Below are 22,549 nucleotides of genomic sequence, written 5' to 3' on the forward strand. Positions count from 1 at the left end.
CCCCGACCCCCTCCCCCCCGCCGACCCGCACGCCCAGCGCGAAGCCGGCTCCGCCCGCCCCCGAGCCGCCCCGCACTCCCGCGCCGACCACCCCGGCCGCGACACCCACACCCACGCCCACGCCTCCTCCCCCGCCGGCCCCGGCCGAGTACCGGTGGGACGAGCTGGCGTACGACCTCACCGGTGACGGCAGCGGGCCGGAGATGCGGCTGGCCGAGAGCAGCTGGGTGTGGCAGCGGCAAGGGCTGTCGATCGCGGGCCGGCACTACGCGCACGGCGTCACCGTCAACGGCCGGTCCTCCGTCACCATCGACCTCAACCGGCGGTGCGACGCCTATGAGGCGCGGGTCGGCGTCGACGACTCGACGCTGGGGCTCGGCCGGTTCTCCTTCTCGGTGCACGCCGACGGGGTCCGGCTGTGGCGGTCCGGCACGGTGAAGGCGGGTGCCGCCGCCGTGCCCGTCCACGTCGACCTGACCGGGCGCCGGACCGTACGGCTGGTCGTGGAGCCGCACGGCGCCTTCGACACCCTGCTGCCCGCCGACTGGGCGGACTCCAAGTTCCGCTGCTCCTGACCCGGTTCGGCAGCACCCCTCCGGTGTAACCCGGATCACACGAATCCAGTGCATCGTTTCGGCCTGCCCAGTGTCTTTCCCTGAATGTAGGGGGCCGGTGGCGACAGGGGACGGTGGGCGTGGAGCAGAGTCGGGCCGAAGGGTTCGACGGGTTCGTGGCAGCTCGCTGGTCGGCGTTGTTCCACCTGTCCCGTCTCCTCGTGGGTGGCGATCGGCACCGGGCCGAGGACCTGCTCCAGGACGCGATGGTCAAGCTGTGGTTCGTCTGGCCCCGGATCGCGGAGGAGGCGCCGGAGGCGTACGTACGGAAGGTGCTGGTGCGCGCGGCGGCCCGGTCGGCGCGGCGGCGCTGGTGGGGGGAGCGGCCGGTCGAGCAGCTGCCGGACCTGCCCGGGACCGGTGACGTGTCCGCCGCGGTCGTGGAGCGCTCCCGGCTGGAGGCCGCGCTGGCCCAGCTGCCGGCGCGGCAGCGGGCCGCGGTGGTGCTCCGGTACTACCAGGACCTGTCGGAGCGGCAGGTGGCCGAGGTGCTGGGGTGCCCGGTGGGCACCGCGCGGTCGCACGCCTCGCGGGGCGTGGCACGGCTGCGCCGCCTCCTGTCCGACGTGATCGAGCCGGTGGGGTGAAGAAGCCGATGGACCACTTCGAGCGGGAGCTGGCGCGGATGATGCGCGACTCCCGGGAGCACACCCCCTTCGAGCCCGAGCACCAGGTGCGGCTGCACGCGGGGGTGCGGGCCCACCGGCGCGTCCGCGCGGTGAAGCGGGCCGCCGGCTCGGTGCTGGCGGTCGTCGGCATCGGCCTGGGCTTCGCCTGGTTCGCGCTGCCCCACGACCGGGGCGACGAGCATCCGCAGGGCCCGTTCCCGCGCCCGGCGACGGCCCCGGCGACCCCCGGCCCCACCCCCTCGCCCGAGCTCTCCGGCCCCACCGAGTCGCCGCCGGAGTCGCCCACCGGTTCCGCCGACGACTCCGCGCCGTCGACCACCGCCCCCTCGGCCGGCCGTGAGTCCCCGACGGCCGACCCCACCCGGACCGAGAACGAGGAGAAGGACCGGGGCGGCGGGACGGAGACCGAGGCCGGGTCGGACGGCGACGCGGACACGAACACCGAGGCGCCGCCGGACCGGGACACCAGCCCGCCCACGAACACCCCGGACGGGCAGCCCAGCAACACGGAGGTCTCCGCGCCGCCCTCGGGGGAGCTCTTCTAGCCGCCCCCGCCGACCGGCCCCCCGGCCCCCGACCCCGACCACTCACCGCGGCAGGTCACCCCGTGATGCCACGCGCGCCTTCGGCATGCCCTGCGCCAGAGAACGAACCTGGATGGAACGTGACAAATCTGATGGATCATCTGCCGCTCCGGACGCCGCTCCCGGCGCACCAGCGCGAGCCGGTCCTGGACGTGGTCGTCCCGGTCCACAACGAGCAGGCGGACCTGGAGCGCAGCGTGCGGCGGCTGCACGCCCATCTGCGCGAGACCTTCCCGTACCCGTTCCGGATCACCGTCGCGGACAACGCCAGCACGGACGCGACCCCGGCGATCGCGGCCCGCCTGGCCGAGGAACTGCCGGAGACGGAGTGGCTGAGGCTGGCCGAGAAGGGGCGCGGCCGGGCGCTGCACACGGCGTGGTCGCGGTCCGAGGCGCCGGTCCTGGCGTATCTGGACGTGGATCTGTCGACGGATCTCGCCGCGCTGCTGCCGCTGGTCGCCCCGCTGATATCCGGGCACTCCGACATCGCGATCGGCACCCGGCTGGCGCGTGGCTCGCGGGTGGTGCGCGGGCCGCGCCGGGAGGTCATCTCCCGTTGCTACAACGCGCTGTTGCGTTCCACGCTCGCGGTCGGCTTCAGCGACGCGCAGTGCGGGTTCAAGGCGGTGCGGCGGGATGTCGCCGAGCGGCTGCTGCCGCTGGTCGAGGACTCGGGGTGGTTCTTCGACACCGAGATGCTGGTGATCGCCGAGCGGGCCGGCCTGCGGATCCACGAGGTGCCGGTGGACTGGGTCGACGACCCCGACAGCCGGGTCGACATCTGGGCGACGGCGCTGGCCGACCTGCGCGGCATCGCCCGGATCGGCGCGGCGCTGGCCCGGGGCACCCTTCCCACGGCCCGGCTGCGCCGGCGCGAGGACGGGCAACCGGACGGTCTGGCGGGGCAGTTGCTGCGGTTCGGTGCCGTGGGGGCCGTCAGCACCCTGGGCTATGTGCTGCTGTACGGACTGCTGCGGCCGGCCGCGGGACCGCAGGCGGCCAACGCGGTCGCGCTGCTGCTGTGCGCGCTCGCCAACACGGCCGCGAACCGGCGGCTGACGTTCGGGGTGCGCGGACGGGACGGGGCGCTGCGCCACCAGGCGAAGGGCCTGCTGGTGTTCCTCGTCGGTCTGGCGCTGACCAGCGGTTCGCTGGCCGTCCTGCACGGTGTCGCGCCGGACGCCGCGCGCGCCACGGAGCTCGTGGTGCTCGTCGCCGCCAATCTCGGGGCGACCCTGCTGCGGTTCCTGCTGCTGCGCGTGTGGGTGTTCCGGGCGGGCCGGCGCGGCACGGAGGCGCGCGCGTGAACGCCACCCTGACCCCCGTCGACCAGCCCGCCGCCGTACCCTCCGACCGCACCGGCCGGGACCGGCTCGACGGCGTGCGGCGCAGAGCCGCGGAGCTCGCCCGCGAGCATCTGCCGGTCATCGTCCTGTACGGCGGCCTGAAGCTGATCGGCTTCCTGGTCTTCCTGCATCTGCTCGATTCCACGGGCGACTTCCGCCGCAAGCACCCGCGCTTCGGCGGCGGCGAACACGCGTGGGACGTCCTGGCCAGCTGGGACGGCTGGTGGTACCAGCAGATCGCCGCCCATGGGTACGACCCGGCGCTGGTCCGGATCCCCGACGCCAAGGGCCTGATCACCCTGGAGGGCAACTCGGCGGCGTTCTTCCCGCTGTACCCGGCCACCATGCGGCTGGTCTCCGACATCACCGGTCTCGGCCTGTACGGCGCCGGCCTGCTGGTGTCGATCGTGTCGTCGTTCGTCGCGGCGCTCGGCATCCACGCCGTCGCCGCCCGCTTCGGCGGCCGTCGCGCCGGGCTCGCCGCGGCCGGATTGTGGGCGGTCTGGCCCGGCTCGGGCACCGAGTGGTCGGGCTACTCGGAGTCCCTGTACGTCGCCCTCGCGGTGTGGGTCTGCCACGCCGTGATGAACGACCGCTGGCTCACCGCGGGCGTCCTCACCTTCACCGCCGGACTGAGCCGCCCCACCTCGGTGGCCCTGATCGCCGCGCTCACCGTCGCCGCGCTGCGGACCCTGCACCGCCGCCACGACGGCGACCTGTCCCGCCCGCTCACCGCGATCCTCCTCGCCCCCCTCGGGCTGGGCACCTATCTGCTGTACGTCGGCGACCGGATGGGCCGGCTCGACGGCTACTTCGTGCTGCAGAAGGGCGCCTGGGCCCACACCTTCGACTACGGCGAGCAGACCCTCGACGTCTTCGCGAACGTGGCGGTGGGCCGGCGCGACTACCTCTTCGCGTTCCCCGTCCCCGACCTGATCGGGGTGATCGTCGTCCTGCTGGGCCTGGCGCTGATCGCGCTGCTGATCCGGCTGCGCCCGCCGTCCGTGCTGGTCGTCTACACGGTGCTGACCTTCGCCCTGGTCCTCGGCAGCCAGCAGATCTTCGGGAACGTCTCCCGCTATCTGCTCCCGGCGTTCCCGCTGTTCGTGCCGCTCGCCCTGAAACTGCGCACCCTGAGCCTGCCGTTGCTGTGCGGGCTGCTCGGCATGGCGGCAGTGGCGTCGGGGTCGTACGCGGGCTACGTGCTCTTCGAGCTGGGCGTGCCCTGACCGGCTCCCAGGCCCGTGTCCTGACGAGTCCTGGCCGGTCCGCCTACCGGCCCGCCGCCCCCGCCCCCAGGGCGCCGCGCTTCGGCCGGATGCCCGCCGGTACGGCACGGGCGCGGGCCGGGGTGCCGGTCCAGCAGGTGCCCCGGCGGGACAGCAGGCGGCCGAGCCAGAGTTCGAGGGAGACCAGGTCGGCGAGGCCGTCCAGGGGGAGCGGTTCGCCCTCGGCGGCGGACCGCAGGGCCTTGCGGACCACCCGGGCCTCCACCAGGCCGGCCTGGGCGAGCAGTGGGCTGCCGAAGAGGTCCATCAGGGGTTCGGCCGCCACCCTGAGGCCGGTGCGGGCCGCCACCGCCGCCGGGGCGTGCGAGGTGGCGCCCCAGCCGGGCGGGAGGTCGGCCACACCGGCGCCCTCCAGGACCCGGCGCAGGATCGAGGCACGGGCGCCGGGCTGTACGCGCAGCGCCTCAGGGAGGGCCCGGCAGGCGCGGACGACCTGGTTGTCGAGGAACGGGGTGTGCAGACGCTGGGAGCGGATCTCGGCGGCCTGCTCCAGGACACGGATGTCGGCGGCGTGCCGGGCGAGGGCCGCCCGTGCGCGGTAGTCGCCGGGGCGCTGGCCGGGGCCGACGCCGTTGCGATGCGTCGCCGACTGCAGGCGAACCGATACTTCAGCCAGTGCCTCCCCGGTCAGCCAGCGGGCCGCCGGGCCGGGTCTGGCCCAGGTGAGCGCGGCGAGCGAGGCCCCCACCGCACCGCCCGGCTCCTCGAAGCGGTGGTCCATCAGCCGGGCGGCCAGCGTCTCCAGGCCCGCGCCGTACGGGGTGCGGGCAAGCTTGCGGGCCGCGCCGTACACGCGCGCGGGGACCAGCACCGAGCCGTCCGCCTTGGTCAGCGCGGCGACCGGGCGCACCAGATGCCGTCGCTTGCGGTCCATCAGCAGGTCGGCGAGGCGGGCCGGGTGGGCGTCCAGGACCTGCCGGGCGCCATAGCCGGTGAAGTGGTCGGCGCTGCCGGACGCGAGGCGGGCGCGGTGCCGGGCCGCCGTCACCAGGCTGGGCCCCGGCTCGTCCGTGAGCGGTCCGTCCAGGTCGGCGTAGGGCAGGGTGTCGTCGCCGCCCGCCACCACGACGTGATGGAGACGGGGGTTGGCCGCCAGGGCGCCGGCCCGCTCCAGCTCGGCCTCGCGGCCGCCGACGGCGAGGTCGTTGAAGGTGACCGCGAGCAGCCGCTCGCCCGCGCCGGTGCCATGGCCCAGGACGGTGCCCGGCATCCCGGGCAGGCCGGCGGCGAGCAGGGCGAGGGTGCCGGAGGCGGGTCCGCCGGACAGGTCGGCGCCGATGCCGGGGACGGGCATCCCGCGCGCGGCGCGCCGCTCGGCGGGGCCCATTCCCGGTACCGGTCCCGGGTCGATGTCCGGCACATGGCGGGGCGCGGACAGACGCGCGCGTACGGCGTCCACCAGCGCGTCGCGTACGGCGTCCACCGCGCTGTCGGGGTCGGCCGGGGGTGCCGCCACGGCCAGCGAGGCGACGGGTTCGTACCCGGCGATCTCACGCGCCCCGGCGCGCAGGATCAGCGCGTGCCCGGGCGGGATGCGCCGTACGCCGTCGTACGGGGTGGAGTCGTGCACCGCGGCCGGTACGTCGGGGGCGGCGAGCAGCGCCGCGAGGTGCCCGAAGTCGAGGTTGGCCTCGATGAGGTCGGCGAGCGGGAGGGCGGCGGTCGCGTAGGCGGTGCCACCGGCCCAGGGCGTGTAGAAGACGGGCCGGGCGCCCGCGAGGTCGCCGCACACCGTGACCCGGCGGCCGACCTGGACGACGGCGGTGTAGCTGCCGGGCCAGGCCGTCAGATGCCGCAGTGCGCCCCCCCGCGCGGCGAAAAGACCGAGGCGCAGCTGCTCGTCGCTGGCTCCGCAGGTGCCGAGGACCGCGATGCGGTTCTGGGCGTCGGCGCTGACCACGCGCACCTCGTCGGGGCGCCAGTCGCCGACCGCCCACAGCGGGTCCGGATCACCCCACAGAAGGTGGGAGCCCACCGGGTGCACGGTCTCGCCGTCGGGCCCGGTGGCGCCGGCGGAGTCGATTCCGGCGGCCACCGCGGCGGTGCTGCTCCATCCCACCAACCACCGCATCGACGCCTCCACAGGCTGTGGACAACCAGGTGCACGGTATGAACCGGGTCACCATGCTGCCATGAAGGAGGCGCGCCGGAGCGGCGACGGAGCCGCTCGGCGTCGTTGAATGCGCCCGTGTCCGCGCCCCCCGCCCAGGTCGCGCGCGACCCCAACTGCCGTACGGGCAGGGGCGATCGGGCTGGTGGCAGGGGTGGATCGGCCATCATCCGCGACCTGAATGCGCCCCCGGTACGCTCCCTGAAAACGCCTTTCGCGCCCTCAACTTCCATGGTGAGAGCGGAAATCACCCGTACGGGGCGTGGTCGGTTTTCGGCCAAATCGGCGCTGTAGGGGCAGGCTTACGCACACTCCGTGCAACCCCTGCGGACTACTCGCCGTGCTCGTCGCGCGCGCAGTCCGGGGAACGGAGTGCGCCCCCCGGACCGTTCCGCCGCCCGCGGGGATGGAGGCGGCGGAATCCCCCAGCCCACTGGATCCAGTACAGCGGGCCGACCCACGCGAGATCCATGGAACCGCTCCCCCGGTGGCCGGAGAAGAGCGCACATGCGGGCGCACGGCCACACAGCGGGAGCACGGCACAACTGTGCGTAGGGGGTGCGCACTTGAGTGCGGACCACAATCCCGCCATCCGGAAGAATGCCCCTTAACGCTTGGGATGCGGCGAACTACGCTGGGTTTACGAATGCCGCGCGGTTATGCCAGAGCGGCAGCCGTCTGTGTCGAGGGGTGGCGCATGTCCAGGGAGCAACGCGGGCCGAACGAAAAACTCGGCGCCGTTCTCGCCCTCGCGGGAATCAGCAACGCCGGCCTCGCGCGGCGCGTCAACGACCTTGGCGCCCAGCGGGGACTGACACTTCGCTACGACAAGACGTCGGTGGCGCGCTGGGTGTCGAAGGGCATGGTGCCGCAGGGTGCCGCCCCGCACCTGATCGCCGCCGCGATCGGCCAGAAACTCGGCCGCCCGGTGCCGCTCCACGAGATCGGCCTGGCGGACGCGGACCCCGCGCCGGAGGTGGGCCTCGCCTTCCCCCGGGACGTAGGACAGGCGGTGAAGTCGGCGACGGAGCTCTACCGTCTCGACCTGGCCGGGCGCCGCGCCGGTTCCGGCGGCATCTGGCAGTCCCTGGCCGGCTCGTTCGCCGTGAGCGCGTACGCGACCCCCGCGTCCCGGTGGCTGATAACACCGGCCGACTCGTCGGTCGCCCGCGAGGTGGGCCCGTCCGAGGGCTCCGGGGCACCGCTCAAAGTCGGCCACAGCGATGTGCAGAAGCTGCGCGAGGCCGCCGAGGACGCCAGACGCTGGGACTCCAAGTACGGGGGCGGCGACTGGCGTTCCTCCATGGTCCCCGAGTGTTTACGGGTGGAGGCGGCGCCGCTGCTGCTCGGCTCGTACTCCGACGAAGTGGGCCGCGCCCTGTTCGGGGCCTCGGCCGAACTGACCCGGCTCGCGGGCTGGATGGCCTTCGACACCGGTCAGCAGGAGGCCGCGCAGCGGTACTACATCCAGGCGCTGCGGCTCGCCCGCGCGGCGGCCGACGTGCCGCTCGGCGGCTATGTGCTGGCCTCCATGTCTCTCCAGGCCACCTACCGAGGCTTCGGCGACGAGGGCGTCGACCTCGCGCAGGCCGCCCTGGAGCGCAACCGCGGCCTCGCCACGGCCCGCACCATGAGCTTCTTCCGCCTGGTGGAGGCGAGGGCCCACGCGCGCGCGGGCGACGCCCAGGCGGCCGGTGCCGCCCTGAAGGCGGCCGAGGGCTGGCTGGAGCGCTCCCGCGAGGGCGACCACGACCCGTCGTGGCTCGGCTTCTACTCCTACGACCGCTTCTGCGCGGACGCCGCCGAGTGCTACCGGGACCTGAAGGCGCCCCGGCAGGTGCGGCGCTTCACCGAGCAGGCGCTGTCGAAGCCGACGGAGGAGTTCGTGCGCTCGCACGGGCTGCGGCTCGTCGTGTCGGCGGTCGCCGAGCTGGAGTCGGGCAACCTCGACGCGGCGTGCGAGCAGGGCGTGCGGGCCGTGGAGGTCGCCGGGCGGATATCGTCCGCGCGCACCACCGAGTACGTGAAGGACCTGCTGCACCGCCTGGAGCCGTACGGCGACGAGCCACGGGTCGTGGAGCTGCGGGAGCGGGCCCGCCCGCTGCTCATGACGCCGGCCTGAGCGGCTCATGACACCCACGGGGCGCGCCTCCCGGGTTCGACCGCGCTGTCAGTGGGGCAGGGCATCATCGAAGCCGGGAGGTGGTGCGGGTGCGGGCGCTCGGGCTCGACTGTGACGTGCTCGTGGTGGGCGGCGGGATCGTCGGGCTGGCCACGGCGTACGCGGTCACGCGTGCGGCGCCGGGCACCCGGGTGACCGTGCTGGAGAAGGAGCCCGGCCCCGCCCGCCACCAGACGGGACGCAACAGCGGCGTGATCCACAGCGGCGTCTACTACCGCCCGGGGTCCCTCAAGGCCCGGTACGCGGTGGGGGGCGCCGCCGAGATGGTCAAGTTCTGCGCGGAGTACGGCGTCGCGCACGCCGTGACCGGCAAGCTGATCGTCGCCACCGGCCGCGAGGAGCTGCCCCGGCTGCACGCCCTGGCCCAGCGCGGCCGGGAGAACGGCATCGCGGTGCGCGAGCTGGGCGCCGCGCAGATCGCGGAGCACGAGCCCGAGGTACGGGGCCTGGCCGCCCTGCATGTGCCGACCACCGGCGTCTGCGACTTCACCGGGGTGGCCCGCCGGCTGGCGGAGGCGTCCGGCGCCGAGATCCGCTATGGCGCCCACGTCGAGCGCGTCGACCGCAGACCGTCCCTGGGGGTGGCCGTGCGCACCACGCGCGGGGACATCGTCCGTGGCCGCGTCCTGGTGAACTGCGCCGGGCTGCACTGCGACGAGCTGGCCCGGCTGACCGGCGACGACCCGGAGGCGCGGATCGTGCCGTTCCGGGGCGAGTACTACACGCTGAGGCGGCCCGAGCTGGTGCGCGGCCTGGTCTACCCGGTGCCGGACCCGGCGTTCCCCTTCCTCGGCGTGCACCTCACGCGGGGCATCGACGACGGCGTGCACATCGGCCCGAACGCGGTGCCGGCGCTGGCCCGCGAGGGCTACGGCTGGGGCGTCGTACGGCCCCGGGAGCTCGGCACCACGCTGGCCTGGCCCGGGGCGTGGCGCATGGCCCGCCGGCACTGGCGGTACGGGGCGGGCGAGCTGCGCCGGTCGCTGTCCAAGGCGGCGTTCACGGACGCGGTCCGCCGGCTGCTGCCCGCCGTGGAGCCCGAGGACCTGGAGCCGGCGGCGGCCGGGGTCCGGGCCCAGGCGGTCCTGCGGGACGGCTCGCTGGTGGACGACTTCCTGATCCGCGAGGGCCCGCGCGCCGTCCACGTACTGAACGCACCGAGCCCGGCGGCGACGGCCTCCCTCCCGATCGGCCGCGAGGTGGCCCGCCGGGCACTGGGGGCACTGGCGACCGCCTGATCCGCGCGCCCGGGGCCGTCCGAGGCGCCCGGACCGCTCAGGCCAGGGCCCGCGACACAAGGACGGCATCCTCGGGCGGTTCGGGCCGACGAGGCCTTCGGGCCGTTCAGGCCGTTCAGGCCGTTCAGGCCGTTCAGGCCGTTCAGGCCGTTCGGGTCGACGGGCCTTCGGGCTCACGGGTCCTTGGAGCCGCTCGGGCCCGGGCCCGCGGGGCAAGGGCGGCACCCTCGGGCCGCCCAGGCCGCCCAGTCCGCTCGGGCCGCTCGGGCCGCTCGGGCCGCTCGGGCTCACGGGACCTTCGAGCCCTCGGGTCTTCCGGGCCCACGGGTCTTTCGGGCCGCTCGGCCCGGGCCCGCAGCCCCCAAGGCGGCCACCCTGGGGCAGTCTGCCGCGCAGCCCGACGGCGGCACCTTCGGGGCCGTCCAGACCGGCCCGCAGCCCAAGGGCGGCACCCTCAGACCGCCCGAGCCAGGCCCCCAGCCCAAAGTAGCGGCGTCGGGAAGCACGTAAAATCGATGCCACTGTGTCTGATTTCCGCAACGCCCCCGAAGCCGCCCCGCCCGGGGCCCCCGTCTCCTCCGGCGCCCCCGGCGAGCAGGGCCCCCGCACCCCCGGCGACCCCGTCCCGCACGCCCGGGCCAAGGGGGAGCCGCGGTTCCCCGAGGGGCCGAAGCCCGACCCGGCCGGGTCGCACTTCGAGCGGCGGATCCGCAGCTTCCAGCCGCGCCGCAGCCGGGTCACCACCGGCCAGGCGGATGCCCTGCGGCGGCTGTGGCCCCAGTGGGGCCTGGACATCGACGGGCAGCGCGTCATCGACCTGGCCGAGCTGTTCGGCAACGACCACCCGGTCGTGCTGGAGATCGGGTTCGGCATGGGCGAGGCCACCGCGCAGATGGCCGCCGCCGACCCGGACACCAACATCCTCGCCGTCGACGTGCACACCCCCGGCCAGGGCAATCTGCTCAACCTCGCCGAGCTCCACGGCCTGAGCAACGTCCGCGTCGGCAACGGCGACGCCATCATCCTGCTCCGCGAGATGCTCGCGCCGGACTCCCTCGACGGGCTGCGCGTCTACTTCCCGGACCCCTGGCCGAAGAAGCGGCACCACAAGCGGCGGCTCATCCAGCCCGCGTTCCTGGACCTGGCCGCCACCCGGCTGAAGCCGGGCGCGCTGGTGCACTGCGCCACCGACTGGGAGCCGTACGCCGAGCAGATGCTGGACGTGCTGACGGCCCATCCGGAGTTCGAAAACACCCAGCCCGGGGGCGGTTTCGCGCCGCGTCCCGCGCACCGGCCGCTGACCCGTTTCGAAGGCCAGGGACTGGACAAGGGTCATGTGGTGAACGACCTGCTCTTCCGCCGCGTACAGCGGTAGGAGCAGCGGGCGCAACAGCACGTACGAGAGCACACAGCACCACCGACACCACCCCCCTCACCGGCGCCCCGGCCCCCTCGCGCCGCTGCGGGCGGCGCCCCCGTCTCGTTAGGGTCGATGCCGTGGCCACCAGCCCCCCGTACCCGACGCATCCCCCCGCCCCCGCCGGCGGGGCCCTGCGGCACGCGCACTGGTGGCAGCGCCGATGGGTGCCCTACGCCGCGCTCAGCACCCTGCTGGCGCTGTCCGGGCTCGTCATCCTGGCCCTGGTGCGCGAACAGACCGGCACGGAGGGCTTCCTGGTCGGGCTGGGCCTCGCGGTCCTGCCCGTCCCGCTGCTCGTCGCGTCCTTCCGCTGGCTGGACCGCGTCGAGCCGGGCCCCTGGCGGAATCTGGTGTTCTCCTTCGCCTGGGGGGCCTGCGCGGCGGCGCTCATAGCGATCGTGGCGAACAGTTTCGCGACCCGCTGGATAGCGACCGCGACCGCCGACCCGTCCCACGCGGACACCCTGGGCGCGACGGTCATAGCGCCCGTCGTGGAGGAGACGGCGAAGGCGGCGGCCGTCCTGCTGGTCTTCCTCTTCCGGCGCCGGGACTTCAGCGGCATCCTCGACGGCGTGGTGATCGCCGGTGTCACCGCCACCGGCTTCGCCTTCACCGAGAACATCCTCTATCTGGGCACCGCCTTCGGCACCGACCAGCTGTCCGGCGGCAGCGGCATCGCCTCGGTGACCGCGGCGACCTTCTTCGTCCGCGTCGTCATGTCGCCCTTCGCGCACCCCCTGTTCACCGTGCTCACCGGCATCGGCTTCGGCGCCGCCGCGCTGGCCGGGGACCGCCAGCGGGTGCGCCGCGTGCTGCTGCCGTTGTCCGGGCTGCTGCTCGCGATGGGCATGCACGCCCTGTGGAACGGCTCCTCGACGTTCGGCGAGTTCGGGTTCTTCGCCGTGTACGCGGCCTTCATGGTGCCCGCGTTCGGGCTGCTGGTCTGGCTGGTGCTGTGGACCCGGTACCGCGAACTGCGGACCGTCCGCGAGGAGCTGCCCGCCTACGCCGTCGCCGGATGGCTGTCCCCCGCCGAGCCGTTCGCGCTGGGTTCGATGCGCGACCGCCGGGTGGCCCGGCAGTACGCCCGCCATCACGGCGGACGGCCGGCGGCCCGGGCGGTCGCCCAGTACGAGGCGTACGCCACCTCGCTGGCGTTCCTCAGGCGCCGGGGCCGTAGGGGCCGGGCCGGCGAGGACTACGTGGCCCGCGAGGGCGAGTTGCTGAACGAGCTGTGGCTGCGCCGCGCGTGGGCCCGCCCGGCCCTGCAGTACGCGGTCACCGCGCGGACCCGGCCGGTCCCCGCGTACGTGCCCGCGGCGCACGGCACTTGGTGGCAGCAGCCGTACGCCCCGAACGGGCACGCCCACGGCGGACCGCAAGCCCCGGTTTGGAACCCCTACCTCGGGTAGACGGGTCGGGGAGGGCGGCGCGGCACAGACGAAGAACCGGCAGCCCTGACGTCGGGGGGTCGTCGTCAGGACTGCCGGGGTTCAGACGGGGAAGGCGCTCAGGGAGTGAGGCCCTTGCTCCGCAGCCAGGCCAGCGGGTCGATGCCGCCGCTGCTGCCCTCGGGGTGCACCTCCAGGTGGAGGTGGGCACCGGTCACATTGCCGGTGGCGCCGACGCGGCCGATGACGTCACCCGTGGCGACCTTCTGGCCGACGCTGACGCTGATCGAGGACTGGTGCGCGAACCACACCTCGGTGCCGTCGTCGAGGGTGAGCTCGGTCTTGTAGCCGTACGAGCCGTCCCAGCCGGCGAACGTGATCGTGCCGGAGTGCACGGCCTTGATCAGCGTGCCGGTCGGCGCGGCGAAGTCGAGGCCCGTGTGGTGCCCGGACGACCAGTAGGCGCCGGCCTCACCGAAGGTCGAGGTGAGCGTGTACGAGGAGGTCGGCAGGGTGTACTGCTTGGCCAGCTCGGCGAGGCGCTCGGCCTCGGCCTTCTTGGCGGCCTCCTCCTCGGCGGCGGCCTTGGCGGCGGCGGCCTGCTCCTTGGCCTCCTTCTCCGCCTTGGCGGCCGCCTCGGCGACCTCCTTCTCGGCGGCGGCGACGGCGGCCGCGGCGGCCTTGCTGTCGACCTGGTCCTGCTGGAGCTCGGCCTGCGCGATGATCCGGCTGCGCAGCGCCTCGCCGGCGTCGGAACCGCTCTGGGCGGTCTCCTCGGCGGTCTCGCCCATCGTGCTGAGGGCGGTGGCGCTGTCGTCCGCGGCGGAGTCGTCGTCGGAGATCAGGGGCAGGTCCGGCATCGTGATGGCGACCGGGGGCTTGCCGCTCTGCGCGGTGGCCATGCCGCCCGCGCCGACGGCCGCTATGACGCCGACGCCGAGAACCGTGGAGCTGCGGGCGAGTCCCCCGCCGCGCTGCTTGGAGACGCGGTGCCTGCCGCGAACGGGACGGAGGGACTCCGCGGTGGGGTTCCACTCCTCGAAGGGGCCCTCGTCGGTGCGGTGCAGGTCGTAGCCGAAGGTGTCGGCGGTGCGCTGGCCCGGCACGAAGGGGGCTTGCGGGGCAGGACGGTTCGACGCCACGTGGGCGTACTCCTTTCCTTCCTTCTCGCCTACCGGGTTAGCTGACGGGTTCGGAGCAGGAAGGTCTCCTACGCGCGTATACGTGCCGTGTCGCCACGGTGGTATCCGCGAGATTCACCCCAAGGTGGTGGTTCCCCGGTTCCTCTACAGGATTAAGCGTGTGCGCACGGAGCCGACTCTTGTGACGGCTGGGACGACCGCGCTGCGTTATCGAACGTTAATAGACGCGGGGTGCGTATTCCAAGCTGTTCCACTTGATCATTAACGTTTTCCGGCTGGACTTACGGGTCATCAGCGGCCCAAATCGGGCGAGTTGACTCGCGCACGACCACTCCTCCATTGCTGACGGTACGTCAATTGTTATGCGGAGGGGGTTCGCTCCCTCACGTTCCGTGACAGCGTGCCGGGGCGCGGCAGGGAAGGGAAAACACTCAGGGCCGGAACTCGAAAGTTCCGGCCCTGAGTCTTCAGTAGCGGGGACAGGATTTGAACCTGCGACCTCTGGGTTATGAGCCCAGCGAGCTACCGAGCTGCTCCACCCCGCGGCGATGTCTCTACTGTACGCCATTCTCGGGACCCACCGCACACGCCTTACCGCCACACCCGTCCTGCCCGCGCCGACGATCCCCCTCTGACCAGGGCTTTTGTCGCCGTGGTGCGGGACGTGTCACATCAGATCGGGCGCCGGGGCGCAGGGCAGCGCGCGCATCAGGGCGCCAGATGGGCGTTGGGCGCCGCGGCCCGTCCCGCGTACTCGGGCAGCACCAGCACGTCCACCCCCGCGGCGGCGAGCATCCCGCTGCCGTCGGCGTCCGTGACGAAGGTGTCCGGCTCGCGCCAGGCCGTCACGACCCGCCGCACTCCGGCGGCCAGGATCAGCCGGGCGCAGGGCGTGGGCCGGGAGGAGCGGTGCGTGCAGGGCTCCAGGCTGGTGTAGACGGTGGCGCCGGCCAGCCTCGGGTCGCCGGGCGCGATCTTGGCGAGGGCCGCCTCCTCGGCGTGCACGACCGGGTCGCCGCCCTCCCGGGAGTGCCCGCGCGCCAGCTCGGTGCCGTCGGCCGCCACGACGACCGCCCCGACGCTGAAGGCGGTCGGCGAGGGCGGGCACTCGGCGGCCAGGTCGCAGGCGAGGGCGAGCCAGTGCCGGTCCGCGGCTGCCGGGAGGACGCCGGTGCCGGGCGCGGTCGGCTCGTAGCGGGTCAGGACGACGTCGTCGATGCGCCGGGTCTCGACAAGGCGCAGCCGGCCCTCCTGGTACCCGCCGGGGCCGAAGAGGCGGGGCGCCCGGGGGTCGCCCACGAACAGCGGGGCCAGCACCAGCTGCAGCTCGTCGGCGAGCCCCTGCCGCAGGAGCTGGGTGTGGACGGTGCCGCCGCCCTCGACCATCAGCCGCTCGACGCCGCGCACCTCGCGGAGGTGGACCAGCAGCTCCCGCCAGTCCAGGTCGTCGCCGAGCGCGACGACGTCGGCGGCGACGGGGTCCTCGCGCAGCCGCCGGGCGCCCTTCTCCGTCGTATAGACGACCTTCTCGCCGCCGGTGTGCCAGAAGTTGGCCGCCGGGTCGAGTTCGCCGGACGCGCTGACGGTCACCTTCAGCGGGTACTCGGGCTTGCCGGCGGCCGTGCGGGCCGCGCGCCGCTCGGCGGAGTTCACGAGCAGGCGGGGGTTGTCCGCCCGGATGGTGCCGGCGCCGACGAGGATGGCGTCCACGGAGGCCCGTACCTCGTCGACCCGGTCGAAGTCGGCCGGGCTGGACAGCAGCAGCCGGTCGGGGCCGGTGTCGTCGAGGTAGCCGTCGAGGGAGACGGCGACGGACAGCAGGACGTAGGGGTACGACGGCATCGGCGCGCTCTCCCGCTCGGCGATCGGTGCTTGGTCGATCGGTGCTTGGCTGATCCGGGCTTGGCTGATCGAGGCTTGACTGATCGGCTTGGTTCAAGTTTGAAACAAACCTACACTGGACACATGACGACTCGCTGGCTCACCCCCGAGGAGCAGCGCGCCTGGCGCGCCTACATCGCCGCCGTCGCGCTCGTGGAGGACGCGCTCGACCGGCAGCTCCAGCAGGAGGCCGGCATGCCTCATCTGTATTACTCCATTCTCGCCACGCTGTCCGACGCCCCGGAGCGCCGGCTGCGCATGACCGACCTCGCGGAGCGGCTGAAGATCACCCGCAGCCGGCTGACGTACGGCGTCTCGCGGCTGGAGAAGGACGGTCTGGTGGCCCGCGAGGACTGCCCCGTGGACAAGCGGGGCAGCGTCGCCGCCCTCACCGACGAGGGGATGCGGCTCCTGGAGCGGGCGGCCCCCGGCCACGTGGCCACCGTGCGGTCGCTGATCTTCGACCGGCTGTCCCCGGAGCAGGTGGGGCAGCTGGAGGACATCTTCACGGCGATCGGCTCGGGCGTGGAGGGCGACCGCGGCCAGACCGCCGGGGACGAGGTGCCCTGGCGGCGGCGTGCGTCGAAGCCGTGTTCGTGACGCACACCGCAGGACGGGGTGACCCGGAGTCATTGCTTCAAAGTTAAAGCACGAGGTAGGGTCACTCTCCGAGAAGCTGCTTCAAATCTGAAGCAGAGGCCCGCACGGAACCCGGAGACCCGCATGCCCGACTCCCTCGCAGCCGCCACCCAGCGCGCCCGTGTCCGGGTCCCGCTGCGCTTCCCCGACGGCTACACCGCCGACGCCGAACTGGTCACCTTCCACGGCCTGGCCGACGGCCTCGAACACGTGGCCGTCGTCCTCGGTACCCCCGAGCCCGGCACCACCCCCCTGGTCCGCCTCCACTCCGAGTGCCTGACCGGCGACGTCTTCGGCTCGGCCCGCTGCGACTGCGGCCCCCAGCTCCGCGAGGCCGTCGAGCGCATCGCGCGGCGCGGCGGCGTGCTGCTGTATCTGCGCCAGGAGGGCCGCGGCATCGGCCTCTACAACAAGCTGGACGCCTACGCCCTCCAGGACGAGGGCCTCGACACCTACGCCGCCAACGCGGCCCTGGGCCTGCCCGAGGACGCCCGCGACTACACGGCGGCCGCCCAGATGCTCACCGCCCTCGGCATCGGCGAACTCGACCTGCTCTCCAACAACCCCGACAAAGCCGACCAGTTGCGCGACCTCGGCATCACGGTCCACGACCGCGTCCCCACCGGCGTCTTCGCCACCCCGGCCAACGTTCGCTACCTCCGGGCCAAGGTCATCCGCACCCAGCACACACTGCCGCTGGGGGAGTTGGCGGGGGCGCATCTGGCGTAGGGCCCGGCCCCGGCGAGAGGCGGTCGCGCGGCAGGAAAGTGCCGCCCATCCTGCAGGAAGCTGACATGAGCGACCAGCCTGACGCTGCTGTTCCGATGGCATCGTTCTTCTCGTCAGAACGACCCGTCAGGTCAAGGGGGAAGCAAGTGAACGCGCGGTCCAGGCGTCATCCGGTGCGCGTCAGGTCGATCGTCGTCCTGGTCGCGGCCGCGGCCATGGGCTGGGGGTCGACGGGTACGGCCACTGCCGCCGCGGAGCAGCGGCCCGTGCTGTCGGTGCCGCTCCATGGACACGCCTCGCACGACCTGGTGGAGCGGGCGGTGGAGCGTCTCTGCAGAAGGCACTCCGGCACCCGCGTCCAGCTGCCTCCCTTCGCCCGGCTGTGCAGGCCGGTCAACGGGTGGCAGTGACCTGAGGGACCTGATGGGCCGGAAGAACGAAAACGGGAGAACAAAAGTGAAGAAGGCAATCGCCGGTGCCGGTGTGGTTCTCGGCGGCGTGGCCGCCCTGCTCGCCACCCAGGCTCCCGCCCAGGCCGCGGCGCCCTCGGTGACCACCTCCGCCGCCCAGGCGGCCGAGCACAAGACCGACGCCAAGCAGCCGCGGTGGGTCGGCTCCGTGGCCCGTGCCGCGGTCGTCCACGGGCGGGCGCTGGCCGGCACGCAGGCCATCCGCAGCCAGGTCGGCAACGTGGTCCGGATCGCGAGCCTCGGCTCCGCCCCGGCGGACACCACCAGCAACGGCGCGTCCGTCGAAGAGGTCTTCGACAAGTGACGCGTCATCTCATGACCAGGAGGGCGGTGCTGCTCGGCGGCGCCGCCCTTCTGGGCCTTCACTTCGCTCTCGCCGCCTTCTCCCAGGCCCCCGCCACCCCGTTGAAGGTCCAGCACTTCGACAAGGTGAAGGGCTATTTGAACCCCTACTTCGTCCAGAACTGGATGCTCTTCGCACCGGATCCGCTCGCCGACGACCGCGGTGTGCTGGCCCGGGCCCGCTGCCGGGACGGGAGCGTCACCGAGTACCACGACGTCACCACCGCCTATGTGCGCGAGGCGCAGGAGAGCAGGTTCTTCCCCTCCCGCATGTCCCGGCTCGTCTCCGCGCCCATGCAGTCCATCAACGCGACGGACCCGCTGCTCGACCGGCTGCGCGAGAAGCACAAGGACGACGTCGCGAAGGACGGTGGCAAGGACGGAGCGGACAAGGTCCGTCTGATGCCGGAGGAGCGGGCGGCACAGCACAACGCGGTCCGTTTCCTGGCCCGTTACTCGCTGACCCAGATGCCCGGCGCATGCGGCGGTGATCCGGAACGCGTCCAGATCCGTATGTACGTGCGCGAGCTTCCGCCCTGGTCCCAGCGCAACGCTCCGGCGAAGGCGGGCAAGGACACCGTGCGAGTGCAGGACTTCGACTGGCTGAAGGCGGGTGAACTGCGATGACGGCCTCGCTCCACGCACGGCTGCGGGCCCGGGCGGACCGCTCCCTGGCCTCGCTCGACCGGTTCGGCGCCACGCCGTTCGCCGTCCTCGGCGTCTCCGGCACCCGGGCCCTCCTCGGCTTCGTCGGCTTCATGTTCTACGCCTCGCAGTACGCCGACCGGCACTATCTCTTCGGCCCCTCGGGCGTCGAGTCGTGGAGCCGCTTCACGGACGTCCTGGACGAGACCGGCACCTTCAGCCTCTACTCGGTCAGCACGTCGACGGCGTGGTTCGAACTGGTCTTCCACCTCGGCATGCTGCTGGCGCTCGCGGTCACGCTGGGGGTCGGCGGCCGGCCGGTGCTCGCCCTGCACTGGGTGTTCCTGTGGTCGGTGTACCAGCGGAACCAGTTCCTGCTCGACGGCGGCGACAACCTGGCCTACCTCGTCATCCCCCTGCTGATGCTGACCCGCTGCTACGACCGGCTCTCCTTCCCGAGCGGCCTGGCCGGACGGGTGCGGGAGCGGCTGCCCGGCGGCCTGCGCGCCGCCCAGACCCCGCTGCACAACCTGGGCGTCCTCGCCATCGCGACGCAGATCTGCCTCGTGTACGTCACCAGCGGCCTCTACAAGGTGCAGGGCAAGCTGTGGCAGGACGGCACGGCGCTCTTCTACATCATGCGCATCCCCGAGTTCGAACTCCCGGGATTCTCGCGGCTGGTGTACGGGAACGACCTGCTGGTGGTCGTCGGCACCTACGCCACCACCCTGTTCCTGGTCTACTTCCCGCTGGGTGTGCTCGTGCCGAGGCTGCGCCCCTGGGCGGCGGTGGCGTCCATCGGCTTCCATCTGTCGATCGCCTTCTTCATGGGCCTGACCGGCTTCGCGCTGACGATGGTGGCCTGCGACCTGATCTTCCTCAGCCGGCCGCTCGCCGCGGCGATCCGGTTGACGGACCGGGTCCGTGACCGGGTCACGGCGTCCGTACAAAGGCGCACCGGATGGCCGGAACAGTCCGCCGTGACGGCGGCGCGGACGGCCGCCGCCAAGAATGCAGGCTGACCGTCCGCACAGGACGTACGACGCGAAGGGGAGTCGCCCGTGACCATGGTCGGGCTGTTCTGGATCACCACCGACGAGGTGTACGTGGGTGCCCCGCCGGGCACCGACGCCCTCGGCGTCCGGCTGACCGAGAAGGGCGTGGAGACGGACGGAGCCGGGGACCACCGGACATGGGCCTGGGAGGACCTGCGCTCGGCCACCGTCGAGGGCGCCCTCGTGCGCAGCGCCTCCCGCCGGCGCCTGGCGCTGGCCGTGGAGGTCGTGCTCACGGCGGCCATGGGCGGCACGGGCGACCCCGAGCCGATGCTGCTGCGACTCGAAACCGCCGCCGGCTCCGAGGAGTTGGGCGTGTACGCGGCGGCCGCCGGTGCGTACGAGCAGGAGGAGTTCGACCTCTCCCAGCGGCTGCTGGCCCGGTTCGTCGACGGCGGCGCGTCCCCCCGGGCCCTCATGGAATGGCGGCGGGGTGCCGGCGACACCGCCCCGAAGCCGTCCGAGCGGCAGGCACTGCTGCGGAAGTGGCTGGACGGATGAGCCTCTTCACCCGCCCCGCCCCCCTGTGCGCGATCTCCGGCACCGGCCGTGTCCGGACCGAGCGCGGCCACGCCCTCGACGCGTACGTGGAGATCGGCTCCGTCACCAAGGCGCTCACCGGCACCCTGCTGGCGCGCCTGGCCGACGCGGGCCTGCTGTCCGTGGACGACCGGCTGACCGTATGGCTTCCGGCCGTTCCCGCCGGATCGGAGATCACGCTGAGGCAGCTCGCGGACCACTCCTCCGGGCTGCCCCGGCTGCCCCCTCAGTTGTCGTCGGCCGACCCCCGTGACCCGTACGCGGGCTTCGGCGCCGAGGAGTTCGGCGATGTGCTCCGGCGGCTGGACACGCTCGCCGTGCGGGCGCCGGGCGCGGGCGAGGAGTACTCCAACCTCGGCTACGCGGTCCTCGGGGCCGCCCTGGAGGCGGCCGGCGGCGGCCCGTACGAGGAACTGCTGCGGCGGCACGTCCTCGCACCGCTCGGCGTCGACGAGGTCACCGCAGACCCGCCCGCCCATCGGACCCTGACGGCCCGCGGGCTGTTCGGGCGGCCCCGCGCCCCCTGGACCATGACCGGGCCGATCCTGCCCGCGGGCGGGCTGTGGGCCACACCCCGGGCCGTCGCCGAGCTCGTGAAGGGCCTGCTCGTCGACCGGACGCTCGGCGAGCCCGCGCTGTCCTGGCAGCGGGCCGGCGCGCTGTGGTGGCACAACGGGGCGACGCGGGACGCCTCGGCCTTCGTCGGGGCCCTGCCCGGGACCACCACCTGGGCGGTCGTGCACCGGCTCGGCGGCCGTCCGGCACGGACGGACAAGGTGGGACTGGAGCTGCTGGCCGAGGCGAAGAAGGCCACGGAGGACCGGGAACGGACCGAGGGGCCGGCCCTGTGACGGACGTCGACGTCACGGTCGTCGGCAGCGGCCCCAACGGGCTCGCCGCCGCGGTCACCATGGCCCGCGCGGGGCTTCGCGTCGAGATCCGCGAACGCGCCGAGGACATCGGCGGCGGGCTGCGCACCGCATCCCTGTTCGACGCAGAGATCGTGCACGACCTCTGCGCCGCCGTCCATCCCATGGCCGCCGCCTCGCCGTTCTTCCGTGCGTTCGGCCTGGCCGACCGGGGCGTGGACCTCCTCCACCCCCCGGTCGCCTACGCCCAGCCCCTCGACGGCCGGCCGGCCGCCCTGGCCCACCGCGACCTCGACGCCACCTGTGCCGGGCTCGGCGCCGACGGCACCCGGTGGCGCCGGCTCATGGAGCCGCTGGCCGCGCACAGCACCGGCGTCGTCGACCTCATGCTGTCCGGACAACGGTCCCTGCCTGCCGACCTCGCCGCACCGGCCCTGCTGGCACCCCGCGTCCTGCGGCACGGCGGGCCCTTCCACGGGTTCGCGACCGAGGAGGCGGCCGCGCTGCTCACCGGCGTGGCCGCGCACGCGGTCGGACGGCTGCCCAGCCTGGCCTCCGGGGCCACGGCCCTGCTGCTCGGCCACCTCGCCCACAGCACGGGGTGGCCGCTCCCGAGGGGCGGCAGCGGCGTCGTCGCCCGCGCGCTCGCCGACGATCTGGAGGCCCACGGCGGCCGGATCCACACCGCGGCCCCCGTCACCGACCTCCGCGAGGTGCGCGGCACCCGGGCCGTCCTGCTGGACGTGGCACCCAAGGGGTTCCTCTCCCTGGCCCGCGAGGGGCTGCCGCCCCGCTATGCGAAGGCCCTGGCGCGCTTCCGGTACGGCCCCGGCGCGGCCAAGGCCGACTTCCTGGTCTCGGCACCGGTCCCCTGGCGCGACCCCGGTGTCGGCCGCGCCGGCACCGTGCACCTCGGCGGCACCCGGGCCACGATGCTGCGGCAGGAGACCCTCGCGGCCCGCGGTGTCCCCACCGCCGAACCGTTCGTCATGCTCGTCGACCCCGCCGTCACCGACCCCTCGCGCGAAGTCCGGGGCCGACGGCCTGTGTGGGCGTACGCCCATGTGCCCAACGGCGACACCCGTGATCCGCTGCCGATGATCCGGGCCGCGATCGAACGGCACGCCCCCGGCTTCACGGACACGATCCTCGCCGAACGGGCCGTCACCGCCGCGGACCTCGAGACGTACAACCCGAACTACGTCGGCGGCGACATCCTGGCCGGAGCCATGACGCTCACCCAGTCGCTGCTGCGCCCCGTCCCCCGGTTCGACCCCTACCGCACCCCGCTGCCCGGCGTGTACCTGTGCTCGGCGTCCACCCCGCCCGGGCCCGGCGTGCACGGCATGTCCGGCTACTGGGCGGCCCGTTCCGCGCTGCGGCACGAGTTCGGCATCCGCACGGCCCCGGCACTCACGCCCGCGTCATGAACGA

General features: G+C 73.6%; 21 protein-coding genes, 1 tRNA gene and 1 riboswitch. Of the genes, 18 read left to right on the forward strand and 4 right to left on the reverse strand.

Features of this window, described 5'->3' with window-relative positions; genetic code table 11:
* The 5 genes from KBY32_RS14535 to KBY32_RS14555 form a co-directional block, all read left to right on the forward strand.
* The coding region (locus tag KBY32_RS14535; protein ID WP_210980362.1) for an NPCBM/NEW2 domain-containing protein at nucleotides 1-575 on the forward strand (575 nt) is incomplete at its 5' end.
* Nucleotides 576-694: 119 nt separating this feature from the next.
* On the forward strand, nucleotides 695-1,201 hold the full coding sequence (locus KBY32_RS14540) for a SigE family RNA polymerase sigma factor (RefSeq protein WP_055624950.1): 507 nt from the start codon (nucleotides 695-697) through the stop codon (nucleotides 1,199-1,201).
* A gap of 8 nt (nucleotides 1,202-1,209) precedes the next feature.
* A complete protein-coding gene (locus tag KBY32_RS14545) occupies nucleotides 1,210-1,788 on the forward strand; it encodes a hypothetical protein (protein WP_147304391.1) in 579 nt (192 codons plus the stop codon).
* A gap of 131 nt (nucleotides 1,789-1,919) precedes the next feature.
* Nucleotides 1,920-3,134, forward strand: coding sequence for a glycosyltransferase (locus KBY32_RS14550; protein ID WP_210980562.1), 1,215 nt, complete (start codon nucleotides 1,920-1,922; stop codon nucleotides 3,132-3,134).
* Nucleotides 3,131-4,402, forward strand: coding sequence for a hypothetical protein (locus KBY32_RS14555; protein WP_210980363.1), 1,272 nt, complete (start codon nucleotides 3,131-3,133; stop codon nucleotides 4,400-4,402). The genes KBY32_RS14550 and KBY32_RS14555 overlap by 4 nt, the downstream gene beginning before the upstream one ends.
* A gap of 43 nt (nucleotides 4,403-4,445) precedes the next feature.
* Here the strand turns inward: KBY32_RS14555 and KBY32_RS14560 are convergent, their stop codons facing one another.
* Nucleotides 4,446-6,533, reverse strand: a complete 2,088-nt coding sequence (locus tag KBY32_RS14560; protein WP_210980364.1) for an asparagine synthase-related protein — start codon at nucleotides 6,531-6,533, stop codon at nucleotides 4,446-4,448.
* A gap of 736 nt (nucleotides 6,534-7,269) precedes the next feature.
* Here KBY32_RS14560 and KBY32_RS14565 point away from each other — a divergent pair.
* The 4 genes from KBY32_RS14565 (at nucleotide 7,270) to KBY32_RS14580 (ending at nucleotide 12,824) form a co-directional block, all read left to right on the forward strand.
* Complete coding sequence (locus KBY32_RS14565) at nucleotides 7,270-8,694, forward strand: hypothetical protein (RefSeq protein WP_055624946.1); 1,425 nt, start codon at nucleotides 7,270-7,272, stop codon at nucleotides 8,692-8,694.
* Between the two features lie 89 nt (nucleotides 8,695-8,783).
* Nucleotides 8,784-9,992 (forward strand): L-2-hydroxyglutarate oxidase, encoded by a 1,209-nt coding sequence (gene lhgO, locus KBY32_RS14570; RefSeq protein WP_210980365.1) that lies wholly within the window; start codon nucleotides 8,784-8,786, stop codon nucleotides 9,990-9,992.
* A 523-nt stretch (nucleotides 9,993-10,515) separates the two neighbouring features.
* Entirely contained in the window at nucleotides 10,516-11,367 is an 852-nt protein-coding gene (trmB, locus tag KBY32_RS14575; protein ID WP_210980366.1) for a tRNA (guanosine(46)-N7)-methyltransferase TrmB, read from the forward strand.
* A gap of 122 nt (nucleotides 11,368-11,489) precedes the next feature.
* The gene (locus tag KBY32_RS14580; protein WP_210980367.1) at nucleotides 11,490-12,824 is read left to right on the forward strand and encodes a PrsW family intramembrane metalloprotease; all 1,335 of its coding nucleotides are present in this window, start codon (nucleotides 11,490-11,492) and stop codon (nucleotides 12,822-12,824) included.
* A gap of 98 nt (nucleotides 12,825-12,922) precedes the next feature.
* Here KBY32_RS14580 and KBY32_RS14585 read toward each other — a convergent pair whose 3' ends face one another.
* From KBY32_RS14585 to KBY32_RS14595, 3 genes are all read right to left on the reverse strand, one after another.
* Nucleotides 12,923-13,945 (reverse strand): M23 family metallopeptidase, encoded by a 1,023-nt coding sequence (locus KBY32_RS14585; RefSeq protein WP_115509314.1) that lies wholly within the window; start codon nucleotides 13,943-13,945, stop codon nucleotides 12,923-12,925.
* 11 nt (nucleotides 13,946-13,956) lie between these two features.
* A riboswitch (cyclic di-AMP (ydaO/yuaA leader) is annotated at nucleotides 13,957-14,114 on the reverse strand.
* A 302-nt stretch (nucleotides 14,115-14,416) separates the two neighbouring features.
* Nucleotides 14,417-14,490: transfer RNA gene (locus tag KBY32_RS14590), tRNA-Met, on the reverse strand.
* Nucleotides 14,491-14,653: 163 nt separating this feature from the next.
* Complete coding sequence (locus KBY32_RS14595; RefSeq protein WP_210980368.1) at nucleotides 14,654-15,787, reverse strand: dihydrofolate reductase family protein; 1,134 nt, start codon at nucleotides 15,785-15,787, stop codon at nucleotides 14,654-14,656.
* Between the two features lie 123 nt (nucleotides 15,788-15,910).
* Between KBY32_RS14595 and KBY32_RS14600 the strand changes: the two genes are divergently transcribed.
* The 9 genes from KBY32_RS14600 (at nucleotide 15,911) to KBY32_RS14640 (ending at nucleotide 22,545) form a co-directional block, all read left to right on the forward strand.
* The gene (locus tag KBY32_RS14600; RefSeq protein ID WP_210980369.1) at nucleotides 15,911-16,426 is read left to right on the forward strand and encodes a MarR family winged helix-turn-helix transcriptional regulator; all 516 of its coding nucleotides are present in this window, start codon (nucleotides 15,911-15,913) and stop codon (nucleotides 16,424-16,426) included.
* Between the two features lie 123 nt (nucleotides 16,427-16,549).
* Nucleotides 16,550-17,194, forward strand: coding sequence for a GTP cyclohydrolase II (gene ribA / locus KBY32_RS14605; protein ID WP_055624940.1), 645 nt, complete (start codon nucleotides 16,550-16,552; stop codon nucleotides 17,192-17,194).
* Nucleotides 17,195-17,367: 173 nt separating this feature from the next.
* Nucleotides 17,368-17,604 (forward strand): hypothetical protein, encoded by a 237-nt coding sequence (locus tag KBY32_RS14610; protein WP_055624939.1) that lies wholly within the window; start codon nucleotides 17,368-17,370, stop codon nucleotides 17,602-17,604.
* Between the two features lie 46 nt (nucleotides 17,605-17,650).
* Nucleotides 17,651-17,968 carry a hypothetical protein gene (locus KBY32_RS14615; protein WP_055624938.1) on the forward strand — a complete coding sequence of 106 codons (318 nt, stop codon included), beginning with the start codon at nucleotides 17,651-17,653 and terminating at the stop codon, nucleotides 17,966-17,968.
* Between the two features lie 11 nt (nucleotides 17,969-17,979).
* Complete coding sequence (locus KBY32_RS14620) at nucleotides 17,980-18,633, forward strand: DUF5819 family protein (RefSeq protein WP_210980370.1); 654 nt, start codon at nucleotides 17,980-17,982, stop codon at nucleotides 18,631-18,633.
* The gene (locus KBY32_RS14625) at nucleotides 18,630-19,673 is read left to right on the forward strand and encodes an HTTM domain-containing protein (protein WP_210980371.1); all 1,044 of its coding nucleotides are present in this window, start codon (nucleotides 18,630-18,632) and stop codon (nucleotides 19,671-19,673) included. Before KBY32_RS14620 ends, KBY32_RS14625 begins: the two co-directional genes overlap by 4 nt.
* A gap of 39 nt (nucleotides 19,674-19,712) precedes the next feature.
* Nucleotides 19,713-20,207, forward strand: coding sequence for a hypothetical protein (locus KBY32_RS14630; RefSeq protein ID WP_210980372.1), 495 nt, complete (start codon nucleotides 19,713-19,715; stop codon nucleotides 20,205-20,207).
* Nucleotides 20,204-21,097, forward strand: a complete 894-nt coding sequence (locus tag KBY32_RS14635) for a serine hydrolase (protein WP_247689486.1) — start codon at nucleotides 20,204-20,206, stop codon at nucleotides 21,095-21,097. Before KBY32_RS14630 ends, KBY32_RS14635 begins: the two co-directional genes overlap by 4 nt.
* Nucleotides 21,094-22,545 carry an NAD(P)/FAD-dependent oxidoreductase gene (locus KBY32_RS14640; RefSeq protein ID WP_210980374.1) on the forward strand — a complete coding sequence of 484 codons (1,452 nt, stop codon included), beginning with the start codon at nucleotides 21,094-21,096 and terminating at the stop codon, nucleotides 22,543-22,545. The genes KBY32_RS14635 and KBY32_RS14640 overlap by 4 nt, the downstream gene beginning before the upstream one ends.
* Nucleotides 22,546-22,549 lie beyond the last annotated feature (4 nt).

Source organism: Streptomyces sp. RK62 (assembly GCF_018070255.1).
Lineage (GTDB): Bacteria > Actinomycetota > Actinomycetes > Streptomycetales > Streptomycetaceae > Streptomyces > Streptomyces nigra.